Source organism: Bradyrhizobium sp. G127 (assembly GCF_021502575.1).
Classification (GTDB): Bacteria; Pseudomonadota; Alphaproteobacteria; order Rhizobiales; family Xanthobacteraceae; genus Afipia.
In genome coordinates, this window is the sequence record NZ_JAKFGN010000001.1 from 2,004,244 (window position 1) to 2,020,378 (window position 16,135).

Annotated in this window: 20 protein-coding genes; 12 read left to right on the plus strand and 8 right to left on the minus strand. The window is 63.3% G+C overall.

Going from position 1 to position 16,135, the window contains the following annotated elements; genetic code table 11:
* Positions 1-148: 148 nt before the first annotated feature.
* Positions 149-523, plus strand: coding sequence for a helix-turn-helix domain-containing protein (locus LVY71_RS09395; RefSeq protein ID WP_235099524.1), 375 nt, complete (start codon positions 149-151; stop codon positions 521-523).
* Positions 520-1,155, plus strand: coding sequence for a DUF6456 domain-containing protein (locus LVY71_RS09400; protein WP_235099525.1), 636 nt, complete (start codon positions 520-522; stop codon positions 1,153-1,155). The genes LVY71_RS09395 and LVY71_RS09400 overlap by 4 nt, the downstream gene beginning before the upstream one ends.
* 4 nt (positions 1,156-1,159) lie before the next feature.
* Here LVY71_RS09400 and LVY71_RS09405 read toward each other — a convergent pair whose 3' ends face one another.
* Both LVY71_RS09405 and LVY71_RS09410 read right to left on the minus strand, forming a co-directional pair.
* Positions 1,160-1,585: a SufE family protein gene (locus LVY71_RS09405; RefSeq protein ID WP_235099526.1), complete on the minus strand. Its 426-nt coding sequence runs from the start codon at positions 1,583-1,585 to the stop codon at positions 1,160-1,162.
* 116 nt (positions 1,586-1,701) lie between these two features.
* Positions 1,702-2,175 (minus strand): DUF5330 domain-containing protein, encoded by a 474-nt coding sequence (locus LVY71_RS09410; protein ID WP_235099527.1) that lies wholly within the window; start codon positions 2,173-2,175, stop codon positions 1,702-1,704.
* A gap of 456 nt (positions 2,176-2,631) precedes the next feature.
* On the opposite strand from LVY71_RS09410, the gene LVY71_RS09415 reads away from it, so the two are divergent.
* From LVY71_RS09415 to LVY71_RS09425, 3 genes are all read left to right on the plus strand, one after another.
* Complete coding sequence (locus LVY71_RS09415) at positions 2,632-4,464, plus strand: PAS domain-containing sensor histidine kinase (RefSeq protein WP_235099528.1); 1,833 nt, start codon at positions 2,632-2,634, stop codon at positions 4,462-4,464.
* Positions 4,457-5,071, plus strand: coding sequence for a peptidoglycan-binding domain-containing protein (locus LVY71_RS09420; protein WP_235099529.1), 615 nt, complete (start codon positions 4,457-4,459; stop codon positions 5,069-5,071). Before LVY71_RS09415 ends, LVY71_RS09420 begins: the two co-directional genes overlap by 8 nt.
* A gap of 224 nt (positions 5,072-5,295) precedes the next feature.
* Entirely contained in the window at positions 5,296-5,643 is a 348-nt protein-coding gene (locus LVY71_RS09425; protein ID WP_235099530.1) for a DUF1491 family protein, read from the plus strand.
* 5 nt (positions 5,644-5,648) lie between these two features.
* Here the strand turns inward: LVY71_RS09425 and LVY71_RS09430 are convergent, their stop codons facing one another.
* A complete protein-coding gene (locus tag LVY71_RS09430; protein ID WP_235099531.1) occupies positions 5,649-6,629 on the minus strand; it encodes a DUF2336 domain-containing protein in 981 nt (326 codons plus the stop codon).
* 143 nt (positions 6,630-6,772) lie between these two features.
* On the opposite strand from LVY71_RS09430, the gene LVY71_RS09435 reads away from it, so the two are divergent.
* From LVY71_RS09435 to LVY71_RS09450, 4 genes are all read left to right on the plus strand, one after another.
* Positions 6,773-6,979 carry a hypothetical protein gene (locus LVY71_RS09435; RefSeq protein ID WP_235099532.1) on the plus strand — a complete coding sequence of 69 codons (207 nt, stop codon included), beginning with the start codon at positions 6,773-6,775 and terminating at the stop codon, positions 6,977-6,979.
* Between the two features lie 66 nt (positions 6,980-7,045).
* On the plus strand, positions 7,046-7,771 hold the full coding sequence (locus LVY71_RS09440) for a hypothetical protein (protein ID WP_235099533.1): 726 nt from the start codon (positions 7,046-7,048) through the stop codon (positions 7,769-7,771).
* Positions 7,772-7,894: 123 nt separating this feature from the next.
* Positions 7,895-8,236 carry a hypothetical protein gene (locus LVY71_RS09445; protein WP_235099534.1) on the plus strand — a complete coding sequence of 114 codons (342 nt, stop codon included), beginning with the start codon at positions 7,895-7,897 and terminating at the stop codon, positions 8,234-8,236.
* A 212-nt stretch (positions 8,237-8,448) separates the two neighbouring features.
* The gene (locus LVY71_RS09450) at positions 8,449-9,069 is read left to right on the plus strand and encodes a TerC family protein (protein ID WP_235099535.1); all 621 of its coding nucleotides are present in this window, start codon (positions 8,449-8,451) and stop codon (positions 9,067-9,069) included.
* Between the two features lie 8 nt (positions 9,070-9,077).
* On the opposite strand, the gene LVY71_RS09455 is transcribed toward LVY71_RS09450, so the two are convergent.
* From LVY71_RS09455 to LVY71_RS09465, 3 genes are read right to left on the minus strand one after another with little or no spacing between them, the layout of a single operon-like run.
* Complete coding sequence (locus LVY71_RS09455; RefSeq protein WP_235099536.1) at positions 9,078-9,641, minus strand: DUF1254 domain-containing protein; 564 nt, start codon at positions 9,639-9,641, stop codon at positions 9,078-9,080.
* Positions 9,638-10,216: a DUF1214 domain-containing protein gene (locus LVY71_RS09460; RefSeq protein ID WP_235099537.1), complete on the minus strand. Its 579-nt coding sequence runs from the start codon at positions 10,214-10,216 to the stop codon at positions 9,638-9,640. The genes LVY71_RS09455 and LVY71_RS09460 overlap by 4 nt, the downstream gene beginning before the upstream one ends.
* A 24-nt stretch (positions 10,217-10,240) precedes the next feature.
* The gene (locus LVY71_RS09465) at positions 10,241-12,517 is read right to left on the minus strand and encodes a transglycosylase domain-containing protein (RefSeq protein ID WP_235099538.1); all 2,277 of its coding nucleotides are present in this window, start codon (positions 12,515-12,517) and stop codon (positions 10,241-10,243) included.
* Positions 12,518-12,834: 317 nt separating this feature from the next.
* Between LVY71_RS09465 and LVY71_RS09470 the strand changes: the two genes are divergently transcribed.
* The 3 genes from LVY71_RS09470 to LVY71_RS09480 all read left to right on the plus strand — a co-directional run bounded on the left by LVY71_RS09470 (position 12,835) and on the right by LVY71_RS09480 (position 15,523).
* Positions 12,835-13,350 (plus strand): YcgN family cysteine cluster protein, encoded by a 516-nt coding sequence (locus tag LVY71_RS09470; RefSeq protein WP_235099539.1) that lies wholly within the window; start codon positions 12,835-12,837, stop codon positions 13,348-13,350.
* Between the two features lie 233 nt (positions 13,351-13,583).
* On the plus strand, positions 13,584-15,167 hold the full coding sequence (locus LVY71_RS09475) for an MDR family MFS transporter (RefSeq protein ID WP_235099540.1): 1,584 nt from the start codon (positions 13,584-13,586) through the stop codon (positions 15,165-15,167).
* A gap of 116 nt (positions 15,168-15,283) precedes the next feature.
* Positions 15,284-15,523 carry a hypothetical protein gene (locus LVY71_RS09480; protein WP_235099541.1) on the plus strand — a complete coding sequence of 80 codons (240 nt, stop codon included), beginning with the start codon at positions 15,284-15,286 and terminating at the stop codon, positions 15,521-15,523.
* A gap of 76 nt (positions 15,524-15,599) precedes the next feature.
* Here the strand turns inward: LVY71_RS09480 and LVY71_RS09485 are convergent, their stop codons facing one another.
* Together LVY71_RS09485 and LVY71_RS09490 are read right to left on the minus strand one after the other, a co-directional pair.
* Entirely contained in the window at positions 15,600-15,815 is a 216-nt protein-coding gene (locus LVY71_RS09485; RefSeq protein WP_235099542.1) for a hypothetical protein, read from the minus strand.
* Between the two features lie 123 nt (positions 15,816-15,938).
* Positions 15,939-16,112 (minus strand): hypothetical protein, encoded by a 174-nt coding sequence (locus tag LVY71_RS09490; RefSeq protein WP_235099543.1) that lies wholly within the window; start codon positions 16,110-16,112, stop codon positions 15,939-15,941.
* Positions 16,113-16,135: the final 23 nt, after the last annotated feature.

Here is a 16,135-nt window from a genome sequence, read left to right on the forward strand (position 1 = left end):
CGCGCGGGTTTCGCTCGATCTAGGAATAATTCCACATTTCAGCGGCTTCCGGAGTCAAGCGCAAAAACCTGGATTATTTGCGGGGATAGCTGTCCCCGCCATTTGCAATGTCCCTAGGATATAGGTAAATAATCCTAGTGAGGTTGCCATGCTTGAAACCCGTCCCCTGGTTGCACCCTTTCCGCTCCTGCACCCCGAAACCGCTGCCGCCAGCCCGGACGATATTTGCCGGCTGGTAACGGCCTGCGTTGCATTCGATTTCGGCCTCGATGCTGCGGAACTCGAAGCGGGCTTGCGCGGCTCACAACGGGTCGCGTTCGCGCGCCAGATCGCGATGTATCTGGCCCATGTCTGTTTCGAATTGAGCTTCGAATCTGTCGGGCGCGCATTCGGCCGCGACCGCACCACGGTCGCCCATGCCTGCCGTGTCGTGGAAGACGGTCGCGACGACATCTGGTTTGACTGTCGTATCGCGACGCTCGATCTGGTCTGCCGCGCGGCCATTGGTGGAGACGCCCGATGAAGCGACAGCGGGGCCGCGCTTCCGGATCTTCCGGCGGATCCGGCAAGATCCGGCCACAGGCCGTTCCGGTCTCCGACGCGGACGTCGGCGCATTCCGTGCGCAGCATCTCGATCTCTCCAAGCGCGCCCTCATGACGGAAACCGGCGTGATGCAGGTGATCGTCAACGACAGCGAGAGCCCGCTGGCGTGGCTGGCGCGGCGCAAGGGGCGCGACGGCCGCGCCATGATCGGGCCGGAACAGTTCATCGCGGGCGAACGCTTGCGCGCCGACTTCACGCGCGGGCATCTCACGCCGCGCGTGACGTCGAGCTGGTCGGGCATCGGTCGGACCAAAGGCACGGGCGGCAGTGGCGAGATGACGGACCTGATCGTCGCGTCGCGCCAGCGTGTGCGGTTGGCGCTGGAAGCCTGCGGTCCCGAATTTGCCGGGCTTCTGCTCGACGTGTGCTGTTTTCTGCGCGGTCTTGAGGATGTCGAGCGCGAGCGTGGCTGGCCGTCACGTTCGGCGAAAGTGGTGCTGCAACTGGCGCTCGACCGGCTGGCGCGACACTATGGATTGCGGGCGGAAACCTACGGCGGCAGCGCGGCGATCCGGACCTGGCTTGCCGACGATGCAATCTTTACGCCGTAATGCTTCAGGTTGCCGAGGCCAGTGTTTCGCGGGCGTCGTTCTTGATCCGCTCCACCATTGCTCGCAGGCCGTTGGAGCGCTGCGGCGTCAGATGTTCGCGAAAGCCGAGTTCGTCGAAGATGGCGATGGGATCGGCTTCCAGGATTTCGCGCGCCGTGCGGCCGGACTGGATCGTGAGCAGGATCGCAATCAGCCCGCGAACGATGTGGGCGTCGCTGTCGCCTTTGAAGTTCAGCACGGGGTCATTGCCGGAGCGGTCGATCTCACGCGAGAGCCAGACCTGGCTGGCGCAGCCCTGAACCTTGTTGCCGGCGGAATGCTCGGCATCGGACATCGGGGTCAGCGTACGGCCAAGCTCGATGACATAGCGGTAGCGGTCATCCCACTCCTCAAGCAGCTCGAAATTGTCCCTGATGTCATCGATGGTCATGGAGGCCCGCAAATTCGTGTCCGGCTTTCGGCACGAGCCTTATATGAGATCGCGGGGCGTCGAAAGCCATATGTTCCGGGGCCTTCCGGCCCGGAAAAATGCCCTTCAACCGATGTTTATCGAGCCGGAATCGTTTCCGGTGCTGCGGGCTGCCAGTCGATCGCAAGATCGTCCTGCGTCAGCGTCTGACGCGTTGCCGCCAGACTCTGCGAGTCAGCCGGATAACTATCGTATGGTGTGCCGATAGAACCGGTGTGATCGGGCGCTTTCTTGCCGGATTTCTCGACGGCGTCAGGCGCCTTGGTTTCGTTCTTCTCGCTCTTCTCGTTCTTGTCCGTAATGAACTGATAGACCTTCTTGGCGCCCGACTGCGCCCGCGCGCCGATCACCGTCGCCGCCTGTCCGCCCACCGTGCATGCCGCCGGTTGACGATTGCAGAACTGGCTCATGTCCGACACCGCGGCGGTGGCAGCCGAAATAGCGTCGGACGCGCCGATCTGCGGACCCTTGTCCGAATCAGGCGTCTTGTCCGTCGGCAGCAACACAAGCACCAGCCCCAGCCAGAACGCCATGCGAAGCAGGAAAAACATCTCACACTCCGTCCATCTCATTCTCCGGAGCGGCTTCATCCGTCCTGAAGCGCTCCGCCCCCGTTTGCGATCACCTCTCGCAATCGTCGGCTGTCATATCAGCGGCGGATAAATCTCCAGTTCGAGCACTGTGTAAAATTTGAATGGTTTGATTTGGCGTAAATTTTCAATTGATGAGCGGATGTTTTGTTCTGATGCGCGCCAGCGCCCCGTCAGCGTGATCGCCGGACGTGCACGATTTCGAAACCATAACGCCGCCGCATGGAAACGTTACGTTCACCATTCCCTGTGAATGAAACGGAGCGATACGCGTGAAAACCGGGCATCCGCCGATGCAGCCCGCAATCGGGCGCGCGCCTTAGCGTTCGCTTAAGTTCGCTCTGACACGATCCGCCAAACCAAAAACGGGGGCGTTCCGGCTGTCGATACGACGACCGGCCGAACGGTGAGAACAACGTGAGACTCTCTGGCATCATACGCGATCATCTGGACTCGCTGCTGCATCCATCCGCGCGGCGCGATCTGATGACGGCTGCGCGCCATCGTGCCTTCATCGGCCCGAGGTTGCTGGGCGGACTTGCCGCGCTTGCCATGCTTCCGGTCTATCTTGCCCTGCGCGGAGCGCCGCAAGAAATCGAAGTGATGGTGTTTGCGTGGCTGATCGCTCCGATTCTTGTTTCGTATTATCTGTCGCGGACGGGCCACTATGTGCGCGCGCAGATTCTGTCCTCGACGGCGCTTGCGGCCGTCGTGACGGCGGTTTGCGTCGCCACCGGCGGGATTTCATCATTCGCGGCGATCTGGCTCGTGGCTGTGCCGCTCGATGCGGCGCTGTCGACCTCGCGGCGTGCGGTCGCCATCGCCGTTGTTCTGGCGCTCGGCTGCGCGCTGGGCCTTGTCATGATCGAGGCCTTCGGAGCCTTGCCGGCCTCGAAGGTGCCCGCCCAATACGGCTCGCTGTTCGCGGCGCTCGGCATCGCGACCGCGACCATGTATGCATCCGGTCTTGCGTTCAGCGCTGAAGCGCTTGCCCAGACCAGCAGAAAATTGCTGGTGGATGAGGAAGAGCGTTATCGTCTCCTTGCGCACAATATCAGCGACGTCATCTCCCGGCACAGCCGCAACGGCGCCATCCAGTTTATCTCGCCTGCCGCCGAGGCCTTGCTCGGGACACCGGTGGCGCTGCTGCTGGAGCATGGCCTGTTCGATCGCGTCCATGTGGCAGACCGGCCGGCCTATCTCACCGCGCTGTCGGAAGCCGCGCGCAGCGGCGAGGAACGGAGCGTCGAGTTCCGTGTCAGGCGGCATTCCACGCAGGCTCAGGACCAGGGACGCACGGCGTCCGCCGAGTTCATCTGGATCGAAATGCGATGCCGTCCGATCGACGCAGCATCGCGGCCGCTGGCCAGTCCCGGCGTTGAAGTGGTCGCGGTGATGCGTGACGTGACCGAACGCAAGACCCAGGAGCAGGCGCTGGAGATGGCGCGGACCGACGCCGAGCGCGCAGGCGCATCGAAGTCGCGGTTCCTCGCCACCATGAGCCACGAACTACGCACCCCGCTGAACGCGATCATCGGATTTTCCGAAATGATCGTCCGCGAGAAGGAAATGATGCTCGACGCCGCGCGCAGGCAGGAATACGCGCAACTGATCAATGAATCCGGGCTGCATCTGCTGTCGGTGGTGAACGGCATCCTCGACATGTCCAAGATGGAGAGCGGCAATTTCGAGATTCTGCCGGAACTGTTTGCCCCGCGTGACTCCCTGATCGGTTGCTGCAATCTGATGGTGCTGAAGGCGCGCGAAAACGGCATCGATATCGTCACCCGCGCGCCGACGGATTTGCCGCAAATCACCGGCGATCCGCGCGCTTTCAAGCAGATGATGCTGAATCTGCTGTCCAATGCGATCAAGTTTTCCGAGCGCGGCGGGACGGTGACGGTGAGTGCCAACGTGGAAGGATCGCGGCTATTGGTTCGCGTGATCGATAGCGGCGTCGGGATCGGCGCCGAGGATCTGAAACGAATCGGCGATCCGTTTTTCCAGGCAGGCAAGACCTATCAGCGCCGTCACGAAGGCACCGGCCTTGGTCTCTCCATCGTCAAGAGCCTTGTAGCCATGCACGGCGGCGAGATGACGGTTGAAAGCCAGATCGGAGAAGGCACGACGGTGACCGTCGCGCTGCCGATGGTCTTTACGCCTCCGTTGAAAGATACTGCCAGCAACATCGCGACTCTCGCGCCGCCGCGCGCCGAACCTCAAGATTATCAGGTGAAGAAACGTGCCTAGACAACCCGCCATGGATGATGAGAAACCCCGCCGCCGCAAGCGCGCTGCCGCGGTCGCGGCTGAACCGGAACGCGGATTGATCCTGCGCGTCCTGCTGCACAGCCCGAAGGATACGCTGGCTGCCACGGCGGCGCTGGCAGCCGTCATCGCCATCGTGACCAACGCCATGTTCTTGCAGGCCGGCCGTCATCCATCGCCGATGTTCAGCACCGCAGCCGTCTCGCAGACGCCGGCGGCTGCACCTGTATCTGCGCCATTGCCGCGGGTTCGCCCTGCCGAAGCCGAAGCGCGCGTTGTCGACCGGCCCGTGGAGGCCGCGCCGGTGAAGCCGGCCGCATCGTCTGCCGCGCTGCGTCCGCCTGCGGCCGTGCCTGCGAAAAACGATCCGGTTGGCGATCTGATCGTCTCAACGCGCCGCATTGCAGCCGTCCAGCGTGCGCTGACCGAGTACGGCTACGGCCAGCTCAAGCCAACCGGCGTCATCGGCACCGACACGCAGGCCGCGATCCAGAAGTTCGAGCGGGATCGCAAAATCCCGGTCACCGGTCAGTTGTCGGATCGGCTGATCCGCGATCTGACGGTTCTTACCGGCCGCCCCATCGAGTAAGCGGCCTCAATCGCGCGGCCCATACCACCAGGGAATGCTCTGGGATGGACGATGGCCCTCCTTGTGCGGGGCAGCGTCAATCCGCGCCAGAACCCTCTCAGCATGAAGAGGCATAGCGCGGCGCCAAGTCCATAGAGCAGGGCTTCAAGAAAGGCTGCGAACATTGGCGTCCCGAATATGGTAGCACCTCTTGGTCTTCTCATTCGTGCGATCGGTTCAGCCTCATGTCCCGTCTGAAATCATCCATCTGGGTCGCGGGCTACCTGCGGCGTTGCCAGAGCGCAGGCGTGTTCGGAGCGGTCCGGCGGCGCGGCGCGGAAGAGGCGGGAGCGGTATTCGTGAAGGTCGCCCTGATGGATGGCACGGCGATGCTGTTCGTGCCGGCGCCGCAAACCGCCTACGATGACAGCCGCCCGATCGAGCGCGTGTTCACGATGTCGCCGCCGCAGGCGGTGGACGAACCGGCGATCGAGGCACGTCTGGCGAAGGAAATCAGCTTCGACCCGGATGTCTGGATTGTTGAGATCGAGGACAGGGAAGGACGACACTTCCTCGATCTGGCGAAGAGCTGACGCTATCAGCGCGAGGTGTTGCGCGTGATGATGGGCATTCCCGACGGCGGAGCAGTCCGCGACTGCGCCGGGACGCTGCGGGCGCGCTGACGCTCGTCGTCGTAGAGAGCAGGGCGGTATTTGGCCCGGGTGGCGGCCAGCGCCGCGCCACGCCAGGCGGCCAGCATGATCAGCGCAGCGCGCAGTTCGATGATGTCGTAAAGGCGGGCCAGCCGGTAAACGTCCATCACCGACGCGCCGAGCGACGGATTGAGAAACAACAACACCCGCTGATACGATTCAGCCGGCATGCCGAGCGCCTTGAGCGCGCAGGCGAGCGGCTCGCCGCCCGGTTCGCTGGTGATCTGGGTCGCGACCCGTGACGTCAGGATCAGCGCGTCGGCCAGTTCCGCCGTGAAGCGGGGGGAGTCGCCGGCCATTGCCGCCTGTTCGAGAGCCAAAAGCGCTCGCGCGGCGCGGCGCGGATCGACCGGCGTGGATGGTTTGAGCGGCGTATCCGTCAGGCCGTGGAGAATCTGGGCGCGGTAGCTGCTGTCAGCCGCCAGAAACATCTCGATCAGTTTCGCGGCATCGTCGGGCTGCATCGACATGACAGGTGCGGGCGAGGGAGCCGGGGCCTCGGGCTCCGACACGATCTCCAGATCCGATGCCGGATCGAGCCCGAACGTCTCTTCGATCGGCGGGCGGCGGGCAGGCTGCGGCTCGTCGGACAGATGCTTCAATCGCAGCTTCCAGGCGATTTCGCGCGGCGTGCCCGGGTAGATCGCAAGCCGTGCCCGCACCGCGGCGCGGGTCGCGTCATCGACCTCGTCGATCAGGCGCGAGGCCAGCTCAACGAACTGACGCTCCTCATCGCGGGTGTGGCCGCTGGTCTGGACGTAGAGATCGGTCAGCACCCGCAACAGCGTCGGGCGTATGTCTACGCCTTCGCGTCGGGACAGTGTCATCAGGCCGTCGAAGCCTGGAAATGTCGGGGGTGTCGTCATGCCGGATACGCAGTTTGAGTCTCGAACCGACGTTATCGCGGGCCCTTTAATAAGCCGTTAACCATGATTGTCCTTAATCACCGTCATACGAGGACGCTAGTTCGCAGGCGAACTGCAAAGGACTGCGGCCAGGAGAGATCGAAATGGGCATCGTTGTTGAATTTCCGGCGAATCCAGCGGCGCGTCGTGCCGGCCCGGACGTGAACATGGCCCCGCGCGATGGATCGGCGACAATTCTGATTCTCCCCGCCATCCGAATCGAACGCTATGCCGACGAGACTAGCGGCGGGATGGGACCGGAGGAAGGGACGGCGCCGGGACGCCGCCGCAGACGGCGGGCGCGCTCCTGAGAAAGGCGCAAACTTTCTGCCGGCGCATAGTGTGCCGGGTCGGCAACGCTCTCACACCGGGCTGCGATGTGTAATCCGCTCTATCTCCTGCCATTCGTTGCGACGCTCGCATGTCCGAGCGACGACTTCGGCCGCACGCGCTCGACCTTTTATCACGAGGATATGCACAGCTGGGTCGGCGTTGAGGCGACGACAGCACTGGGCGGCCGGCCTTCGCAATTCCAGCTCACCGACGAAGAGCGGAATCTGCGCGATCTTGCCTATTACTTTATCGAGCCGCCGCATTCCCATCCCGCGTGGAAGGCGGTGTTCGGCGACTATCTGAAAATACCTGCGCCTTGGCGGCAGAAGGTGGTGTTCGATCGCACCGCTTACGGACGCCAGATGATCGACGAGCCGCACCGTTCGCAGACGTCGGCCTACACCGGCCTCATGGAGGACGTCCGCAACGACGGCGTGATGCTGGACCAGTTCATTCCGGTTGCGATGCGCGTCAACGATCTCGACATCAAGCGCAACAAGGCGCTCGGCATCATCGAGACATCGCGGCGTGAATATGACGACGCCCAGGCGCGCATGCGCGAGAACGTTCTGGTCGTGCAGTGGGTGCAGCAGTGTCTGCAACAACGCGTCGCGTCCTATCGATGGGCGCTGGAGCGGCTGGTGATCCACGCGCCGGACCTGATGGCCGCGGATGCCGATCGCCTGATCATCCAATTGTCGCAGCGGGCGTCGGACGTATGGATCAAGGCGACGCCGGTGGTCGGCCGGGCGCTCCGCGTCGGCGGCTAAATCCCATTCCTATTCATGCGACGTTCCGACACGCGGCTGAAGGTCACGTTGTCTACGCGCGTGATCGGTTGTTTCTGTTGATGCCGGAACAATTGTTTTGTCATGGAACGATGGGGGATTGAAATGGCGGGTTCCCCAGCCGCGCACGACCACATCTTCGGTTCCTCCGGAACCCTGGTGGTGCTCAGCCTGGCGCTTGCGGCGCCAGCGGCCTTCGTCGTGTACAGGCTTGAGCCGCATCTCGTGCTGCCCGCGCTCAGCGTGCTGTTTTTCTCGGCCGCGGCACTGCTCGCTGCGATCGCGCTCTCGAGCAAAGCCCGGAAAAACACGGAGAATCTGAATCTCTGGGATGTTGCCGGCGGCCTTGTCATTACCGGCTGCGCCGCGTCGGTGATGGGCGAACCTGAACAGGTCGCGCAACTGTTTGAACATCTATTCGAAACACAGACGAGCAGGAGAGAGTAAAACCAGCACGACCAGGCCGGGCCCCTCTGGCAGCCGCGAGGCTGCGATGTCGGACTGGAATTTCCATTGGAGTGGCCCCTTAGATTTTCGGCACAACGTGCGGCGCATGTGATTGATCGGCTTTGCGAGTCGATGGTCTGGCATGTTTCGCGACGCGTCCGTATCCGCCTGTGACAGGAGCCGCTCTTCCACACCAAAGGGAAGCCCGGCACATGTTTGAATTCCTCACCCCAGAAGCTCTGACCGCACTCGTTCAGGTCATCCTCATCGATCTCGTTCTTGCTGGTGACAATGCCATCGTCATTGGCCTCGCTGCTGCGGGTCTGCCTGCCGCGCAACGCGGCAAGGCGATCCTGATCGGCGTCATCGCCGCGACGCTGCTGCGAATTGTTTTCGCAGGTTTGACAACGCAACTGCTGGCTATCGTCGGCCTGCTGCTTGCGGGCGGTATCCTGCTGTTATGGGTCTGCTGGAAGATGTGGCGAGAACTCCGTTCGGCCACGCATCCCTCGGAGGATGTGACGATCGAAGGCGTCCCGGAGGCTCCTCCGACCAAGACGCTGGCCCAGGCGACATGGCAGATCATCGTCGCCGACGTTTCGATGTCGCTGGATAACGTGCTCGCCGTGGCCGGCGCCGCGCGCGAGCATCCCATTGTACTGATCTTCGGTCTGGCGCTTTCAATCGCCTTGATGGGTATTGCCGCGTCCTTCATTGCCCGGCTGCTTCAGAGGCATCGCTGGATCGCCTATGTCGGCCTCGCGGTCATTCTCTATGTTGCGGGTGAGATGATCTATCGCGGGGCGCTGGAGATCTGGCCGAACCTGAGGTGACGCAGGTGCTAGCGGGCCGCGACCGGGGCCGTCTGTATTCCGCAGGTCGCGGCCGCGAGCGAAGCCTGTGCCTGCGGCATCAGGCCGGGCTCCGCCGCAAGCGCCTTCAAAACAATGAGGCCTGTCGTGGTCGGTGAATCGATGATGAGCCGGTCGGCGGCGGTGACGTCTTCTTCCTCGGGCAGGTCGGCGTGCTGCGCCTCGGTCATCAGGTCGAGTTCGATCACGCGGCGTCCGGCGGAGCGGTCATTGATCGCGTAATAGGCGACGTCATTGCGCGTGTAGAACGATACCGAGGTGTAGGACTGGCTCACAGGCACGGTGAGTTTCAGCGGCCCTTTGGAGAGATCATAGCGGCACGCGGCGCTGGCAAAGGCGGGGTCCATGAAGGGCATCGGCGACGTGCCGGGTGCAGCCGCCGGCAGCGCCGTCACGGCATTCAGCTTCGTGATCGGCGCGAGCCGCGAATAGGCATCGAGCGTCGCGACGCGCGGAAGCACCAGCACGCTGACGAGGTGAACGACTCCGCCGAGCAGGGCGCCGCCGAGGATCGCGAACAGCCAGCGGATCATGGGCAACCCACCGTCGTGATTGTGGGCATCGGCGCATCTTTTTGCGTGCGGGTGCCGACGCCGACCGGGGTATCATACAGCCGCAGCGCCAGCATGTAGCGGTCGATGCCGCCGGTCGGAAGCCAGTTTCCGGCGCGCGAACGCGCGGTGACGCGAAGCTCGAAACTGCCGTCCGATCCGCGCACGATTTCCTGGCTGGTGAAACCGTAGCGTTGCAGAGAGTTGGCGACGAGCTGACCCTTGGTGTCGTAGATCGTCATGGTCCAGAATCGCGCCGCGGGCGTGACGCCCTTCACGACCACGTCGCATTGCCCGTTGAGCAGTCGCCCTGAATCATCCTTGGTCGCGGTGAACATGACGCCGTCGCCGGTTCCTACGGGAAGTTCTCCGCTGCGGGCGACGCTCGCGCGCGAGTAGGGGTCGATGTCGCTGGTGCCGGTTTTCGGACGCGCCGTCCACGCCCCGATAGTGATGGTGCCGACGTTGACGCCGCGCGTCGCCGTCATCCATGTGGCACCGAGGCCAACGATGGTTGCGATGATCAACGTAACGAGAGTGATGAGGATCAGCCGCACGGTCGAAGCGCACTCATGACGCGGTCAGTTCTTGCGCAGCGGAGCGGCTTCCGCAGGCCGGTCCGGAGTTGCCGATGCGAAGCTATCCGGGAAAGCCACGGCGGAGGGTGCCGCCGGTTTGCCGTTGTCGCTGGAGGACGTTTTGCCCGGTGCTGCCACGGTCTTCGCTGCTTCATCGAACAACTTTTCAACCCGGACCAGGATATTGGCGCCGCGCCGGGTCAGGATCGGCGGCGGGCCGGGGTTGATCTCGGCTGCTTTCGCGTTGGCATTGGCCGCAGCGAGCGCATCCGGCGGCAGTTTTTTGCCGGGACCGATGCCGGGGATGTCCTTGATCTCCACACCCTGATGCGCGACGACCATGATGTCATGCCATGTCTGCGCGGGAAGCGAACCGCCGGTCATGCGGTTGGTCGACGAATAGTCATCGTTGCCGTACCAGACCGCCATGGTGAAGTTGCCGGTGTAGCCGACGAACCAGGCGTCCCTGAATGCGTTGGTGGTGCCGGTCTTGCCTGCGGCCGGGATGCCGTCGAGCCGCGCGCGCCGCGCCGTGCCTTCGTCGACAACATGGCTCATCATCTCAGCCATGTCGGCGGCGACGGTCGGAGGGATCGCCTGCGTGGGTTTCTTGCCGTCGCGGTCCCAGCGCCAGACCAGATCGCCGGCGCCGCTGCGGACTTCGAGCACCGCATGGGGTTTCACAGAGCGGCCCTTGTTGGGGAAGGTGGCGTAGGCCACCGCGTGTTCGACGACGCTGACCTCAGTCGAGCCGATCGGCAGCGACGGCGTGTCAACCAAGGGAGCCGTGATGCCCATCTTGCGCGCGGTCTCGACGATCTTGGCGCGGCCGGCGCGGGGGCCGCCTTTGCCGCCCATCGCGATCGACAGTTTGACCGGCACCACGTTGATCGAGCGCGTGATCGCCTGCGTCAGCGTCACCGAACCGGAGTAGGAACGTCCGTAGTTCTGCGGGCACCAGTTGCCGATACAGACCGGGCCGTCCACGACGATGGACTTCGGCGTGAAGCCGTTCATCAGGGCTGTGGCATAGACATACGGCTTGAAAGACGAGCCGGGCTGACGCATCGCATCGACCGCGCGGTTGAACTGGCTGGCGCCATAGTCCCGGCCGCCCACCATCGCGCGCACGCCGCCGTCGAGATCGGCCAGCACCACGGCGGCTTGCGTCGCGTGATAGTCGCGGCCGAACTGGCGTAACTGGTTTTCAACAGTGGCTTCCGCGGCGCGCTGCACGTTCATGTCGATCGCGGTGCGGACCACAAAGACGCGCTCGGTGTAGGACTTCGGCAGCGTCAGGACGAGCTTGCGCATCTCGTCGAAGGCGTAGTCGAGATAGTAGTTCGGCGAATTCTCGTCGCGCCGGTCGACGGCGTTGGCCGGATTGCGGCGGGCGCCGAACACCTGGCCCTCGGTCATGAAGCCGGCATCCACCAGATTGTCGAGCACCACGTTGGCGCGCGCACGCGCGGCGGGCAGGTTGATGTGCGGCGCGTACTTGGTCGGCGCCTTGAACAGGCCGGCCAGCATCGCGGCTTCCGCGAGGTTCACGTCGCGCGCGGACTTGTTGAAGTAGAAATGCGCCGCGCCGTCGACGCCGAAGGTGCCGCCGCCCATGTAGGCGCGGTCGAGATAGAGCTTCAGGATTTCGTTCTTGGTCAGCCGCGTTTCCAGCCAGATGGCGAGGAACGCTTCCTTCACCTTGCGCTCGATGGTGCGCTCGTTGTTGAGGAACAGGTTCTTGGCGAGCTGCTGGGTGATCGACGAGCCGCCCTGGCGCACGCCGCCAGCCTGCGCGTTGGTCATCAGCGCGCGCGCGGTGCCGGCCACGTCGATGCCGAAGTGATCGTAGAAGCGGCGGTCTTCTGTCGCCAGCGTCGCCTTGATCAGGTTGTCGGGAAACTCCTCGAGCGGAATCGAGTCGTTATGTTTGATGCCGCGGTTGCCGATCGGATTGCCGTAGCGGTCGAGAAACGACACCGCGAGATCGGACTTCTTCAGCCAGTCGTCGTCGGCGGTTTCGCGGAAGGCGGGAACAGCCAGCGCAAGCATCAGCACCATGCCGGCAAGACCGATGGTGGCGGCTTCCGACACCGGCTCGATGAAGACCCAGCGCTTCCAGCGGCCGACATAGAAGCGGTCCATGAACGTCGAATAGCGCTCGAACAGTTCGCGCAGACCGACCGCCGACGAGAACAGCGTCGAATCGATGCGTGCGTCGAGGTCCAGCAGGAAATGCCGGAACCGCTTTTTCCACTCGCTGGGTACGATCTGGCGCACCGGAACCCTTGATCCAAATAACGTGACGACCGAGTCGCCGAATGAAAAGCGCTGGTTAGACGATGCTCGACAATTTGCGGCATCCCCAAGGCGGTCAGGCGGGCGATTTCGCCGTCGGGAATCCGCAACCTTCTAACCGACCGTAGGCCATAAACCAATGGCCGCGTTGGTTTTTTGATGGCGAGGGTGAACGCTGCCCACGCTTTTCCGCTTTTGGAACACGGCCTGTCACCTTGCCGCTTGCGCGACCGCCGCCAAGGCTCATAAAGCATCCTGATCGCGTACGTCCGTTTCGCCATTCCGACAGGTCCTAAATTATGACAACCCGGCCTCGGCCGCCTTCGACACAGAGCGAATCTTTCTGGAAAACCAAGACGTTGGAGGAGATGTCCAACAGCGAATGGGAAAGCCTGTGTGATGGCTGCGCGCGCTGCTGTCTGGAAAAGCTGGAAGACGAGGACACCGGCAAGATCTACTTCACCCACATCGCCTGCACGCTGCTCGACGCCGCCCTGTGCGCCTGCAAGGATTATCCGAACCGCTCGGCCAAAGTGCCCGATTGCGTGCGCCTGACGCCGGAGAATGTCCGGACCTTGAACTGGCTGCCGTCGAGTTGCGGCTACAGACTCGCGGCCGAAGGCCGCGATCTGTACTGGTGGCACCCGCTGATTTCAGGCGACCCCAACACCGTCCACGAAGCCGGCGTGTCGGTGCGGGGCAGGGTGTGGGGCAGCGAGGATGAGGTCGACGAGGCAGATCTCGAGGACCACATCGTGCAGTGGCCGGGTGTGCTGCCGAAGCGCGCGCGGCTGAAGACGCGGCCGTCGCGATAAGCCTTGAGACTCTGAATTTGATAACGCGCGTGTGATGCCACTCACACGCGGTGCACCCATGCGCCTGCGCTCCTTATGAAGTCCTGCAAAACAGGATAAATTCGTCGTCATTCACGATATTTCGCGGCGGATCGTTTGCCGGTGGATCATTCTTCAGGACATTCTTTCGTGCGCCGCCCGCCACGACCATTCAACCAACAATCAAGAAATCATCCCGGAACGCCCAGCGATTCATGACAGAGACACAACGACAGCGCGGTGACGCGGCGGACGAAGCGCAGGCGCTGGATGCACCGGACGATGTTTCGAACATCGCCACCGAAGTCATCGATCTTTCCGAAGCGCCGCCGATCGTGCCGGCGCCGCCGCTGTCGAAAAGCGAAGTGCGGACCATCCTGCTGAGCCTGATGCTCACGATGTTTCTGACCGCGCTCGATCAGACCATCGTTGCCACCGCGCTGCCGACCATCGGCCGCCAGTTCAACGACGTCACCAGCCTGTCGTGGGTGATCACCGCGTATCTTCTTTCCTCCACCGCGGTCGCGCCGGTGTACGGCACGCTGAGCGACATCTACGGCCGCCGCGCGATGATCATAACCTCGCTGTCGCTGTTCCTGATCGGCTCGGTGCTGTGCGCGATTGCGCCGAATATCCTGACGCTGATCCTCGCGCGCGCGCTGCAGGGTATCGGCGGCGGCGGCATCCTGCCGCTGGTGCAGATCGTGATTTCCGACGTGGTGACGCCGCGCGAACGCGGCCAGTACCAGGCCTATTTCTCTTCCGTGTGGGTTGCGGCCGGAATCGGCGGACCGGTGCTCGGCGGACTGTTCGCCGAACATCTGCACTGGTCGGTGATCTTCTGGATCAATCTTCCGCTGGGCGCATTGTCGCTCGCGCTGCTGCTGCCGAGGATGGGGAAGATTCCGGTCTTCCATCGCAAGCGCAAGGTCGACTGGCTCGGGGGCATATTGCTGATGGCGTCCGCCGTGATCGTGATGCTGGTGCTGACATGGGGCGGCAATCGCTTCGCATGGGCATCGCCTGCGATCCTCGCGATGATCGCTTCCGCATTCGTTCTCGGCGCTGGTTTCGTCTGGCATGCGCGGCGCACCAGCGAGCCCTTTCTGCCGATTCCGTTGATGTCGGGTCCGGTGGTGCCGTTCGCGATGGCCGCCGGCGGCTGCGCCATCGGCACCATGATCGGTCTCACGGTGCACATGCCGCTGTATTACGAAGTGGTCTACGGCCTCACCGCGAGCGAAGCGGGGATCGCGCTGATTCCGCTGGTTGCGGTGTCGGTGCTGGGCGCATGGGCCGCGGGCCGCGCGATGATGTACACCAAACACTACAAGCGCGCGGCGATCGGCGGCGTGTCGCTTGCGACATGCGCGGCGCTGACGCTTGCGCTGGCGACGCCGCTGCCGTTGTGGCAACTGCTCGCCGCGCTCTCGCTGATGGCGATGGGCCTCGGCACGGTGTTTCCGGTAAGCGTGGTGTCGATCCAGAATGCGGTGCCGCGCGCGCAGGTCGGCACCGCGACGGGCGCGATGAATTTCTTCCGCTCACTGATGGCATCGTTCACCGTCGCCGTGTTCACGGCGATCCTGCTGATGGTGCTCGGCGGCAATCTCTCAATCGGCGCCGAACATCAGATCGGCGGCAAGCATGCCATCGTGGCCAGCGACATGATCGCGGCATTCCGTTACGTGTTCGCCGCTGCCGCCGCGCTGCTGGCGACAGCCGCAACGCTGGTGATGCTGATGGAAGAGCGCCCGCTGGCCGGGCCGCCGCAGCCTGCCACCGAGATGGCGGAATAGCCCGTTCGCGGCATAAGGCGAAATGGTGACGAACTGCGGCGCATAAGGCAAAGCCGGCTTTGGCTTGCATCGCTCGCCGCGCGGTGCTGCACTCCGCGGAACGGAGCAGGTGCGTCATGTTGCAGGCCGGCTGGCTGATTGTTCATCTGATCGCGGGCGCGATGTCCGCGCCCGCCGCGGCGACCGGTCCCACGGGCGGCGTGAGTTGCACCTATCAGGCCTGCATGGCGAAGTGCGCGCGGCTCGACGGTCCGATCTGCCACAGCTATTGCGAGGTCACGCTGCAGCAGCGGGTGGCGAGGGGAGTCTGCACCTCGCCCGGCAATGTTGCTGTCCTGACAGGGGAATCTGATTAGGAAATTAATCCTTGACAGCGTAACGCTTCCGGGTTAGCTTTCGGCCATACTCCGAAACTACGTTTGAAACAGCGGATCACGCAGCAGGGCTGCGCGCCGCGAGTTCATCCGCCGCTTTCAAATTCAGCGCGTTGACCGCGCGCATCAGCTTTTCATCGTTGAGAATGCCGAACAGCCGCGCCAGCGTCTGCTCGCAATCATGCGGACCGGGTTCGATATAGTCGGCGAGGATGCCCTGTGCGCGCAGCACCGCATCGAGAACGTGATCCTGGGGAGTCATGTGAAGCGTCATGGCCAAACCTCCACGGTGGAGTGGCAACGGCTCCCGGCGGATTACGTTCCGCCTGCCTTGCAATCGATTCAAATGAGCTTCGTAAGATCGCGCGATTCCGCAATCGCGCGAATTGAACAGCTTTCAGCCCTGCCGTTCGACGCCGCCGAACTTGGTAAGTTGCGCCGCGCGCTTGGCAAGAAGTTCAGCCACGAAATCAGAGACTTCGTCGCGCACCTTGCGCTCCTGTTCCGGAGTCATCTGCTTGTGCTTCTTTGCAAAGGCCTTCATCACCCGATCGACGACGACTGTTTTCATGGCGCACCTCGTTTGCGACCCAA

Bases quoted from the DNA above. Each gene is read 5' to 3' on its own strand.
- LVY71_RS09435 (WP_235099532.1), top strand. From the start codon at position 6,773: ATGGGCATCGTTGTTGAATTTCCGGCGAATCCAGCGGCGCGTCGTGCC.
- LVY71_RS09490 (WP_235099543.1), bottom strand. From the start codon at position 16,112: ATGAAAACAGTCGTCGTCGATCGGGTGATGAAGGCCTTTGCAAAGAAG.
- LVY71_RS09400 (WP_235099525.1), top strand. From the start codon at position 520: ATGAAGCGACAGCGGGGCCGCGCTTCCGGATCTTCCGGCGGATCCGGC.
- LVY71_RS09405 (WP_235099526.1), bottom strand. From the start codon at position 1,585: ATGACCATCGATGACATCAGGGACAATTTCGAGCTGCTTGAGGAGTGG.
- LVY71_RS09440 (WP_235099533.1), top strand. From the start codon at position 7,046: ATGTGTAATCCGCTCTATCTCCTGCCATTCGTTGCGACGCTCGCATGT.
- LVY71_RS09455 (WP_235099536.1), bottom strand. From the start codon at position 9,641: ATGATCCGCTGGCTGTTCGCGATCCTCGGCGGCGCCCTGCTCGGCGGA.
- LVY71_RS09425 (WP_235099530.1), top strand. From the start codon at position 5,296: ATGTCCCGTCTGAAATCATCCATCTGGGTCGCGGGCTACCTGCGGCGT.
- LVY71_RS09430 (WP_235099531.1), bottom strand. From the start codon at position 6,629: ATGACGACACCCCCGACATTTCCAGGCTTCGACGGCCTGATGACACTG.
- LVY71_RS09470 (WP_235099539.1), top strand. From the start codon at position 12,835: ATGACAACCCGGCCTCGGCCGCCTTCGACACAGAGCGAATCTTTCTGG.
- LVY71_RS09410 (WP_235099527.1), bottom strand. From the start codon at position 2,175: ATGTTTTTCCTGCTTCGCATGGCGTTCTGGCTGGGGCTGGTGCTTGTG.
- LVY71_RS09475 (WP_235099540.1), top strand. From the start codon at position 13,584: ATGACAGAGACACAACGACAGCGCGGTGACGCGGCGGACGAAGCGCAG.
- LVY71_RS09485 (WP_235099542.1), bottom strand. From the start codon at position 15,815: ATGACGCTTCACATGACTCCCCAGGATCACGTTCTCGATGCGGTGCTG.
- LVY71_RS09480 (WP_235099541.1), top strand. From the start codon at position 15,284: ATGTTGCAGGCCGGCTGGCTGATTGTTCATCTGATCGCGGGCGCGATG.
- LVY71_RS09395 (WP_235099524.1), top strand. From the start codon at position 149: ATGCTTGAAACCCGTCCCCTGGTTGCACCCTTTCCGCTCCTGCACCCC.
- LVY71_RS09450 (WP_235099535.1), top strand. From the start codon at position 8,449: ATGTTTGAATTCCTCACCCCAGAAGCTCTGACCGCACTCGTTCAGGTC.
- LVY71_RS09445 (WP_235099534.1), top strand. From the start codon at position 7,895: ATGGCGGGTTCCCCAGCCGCGCACGACCACATCTTCGGTTCCTCCGGA.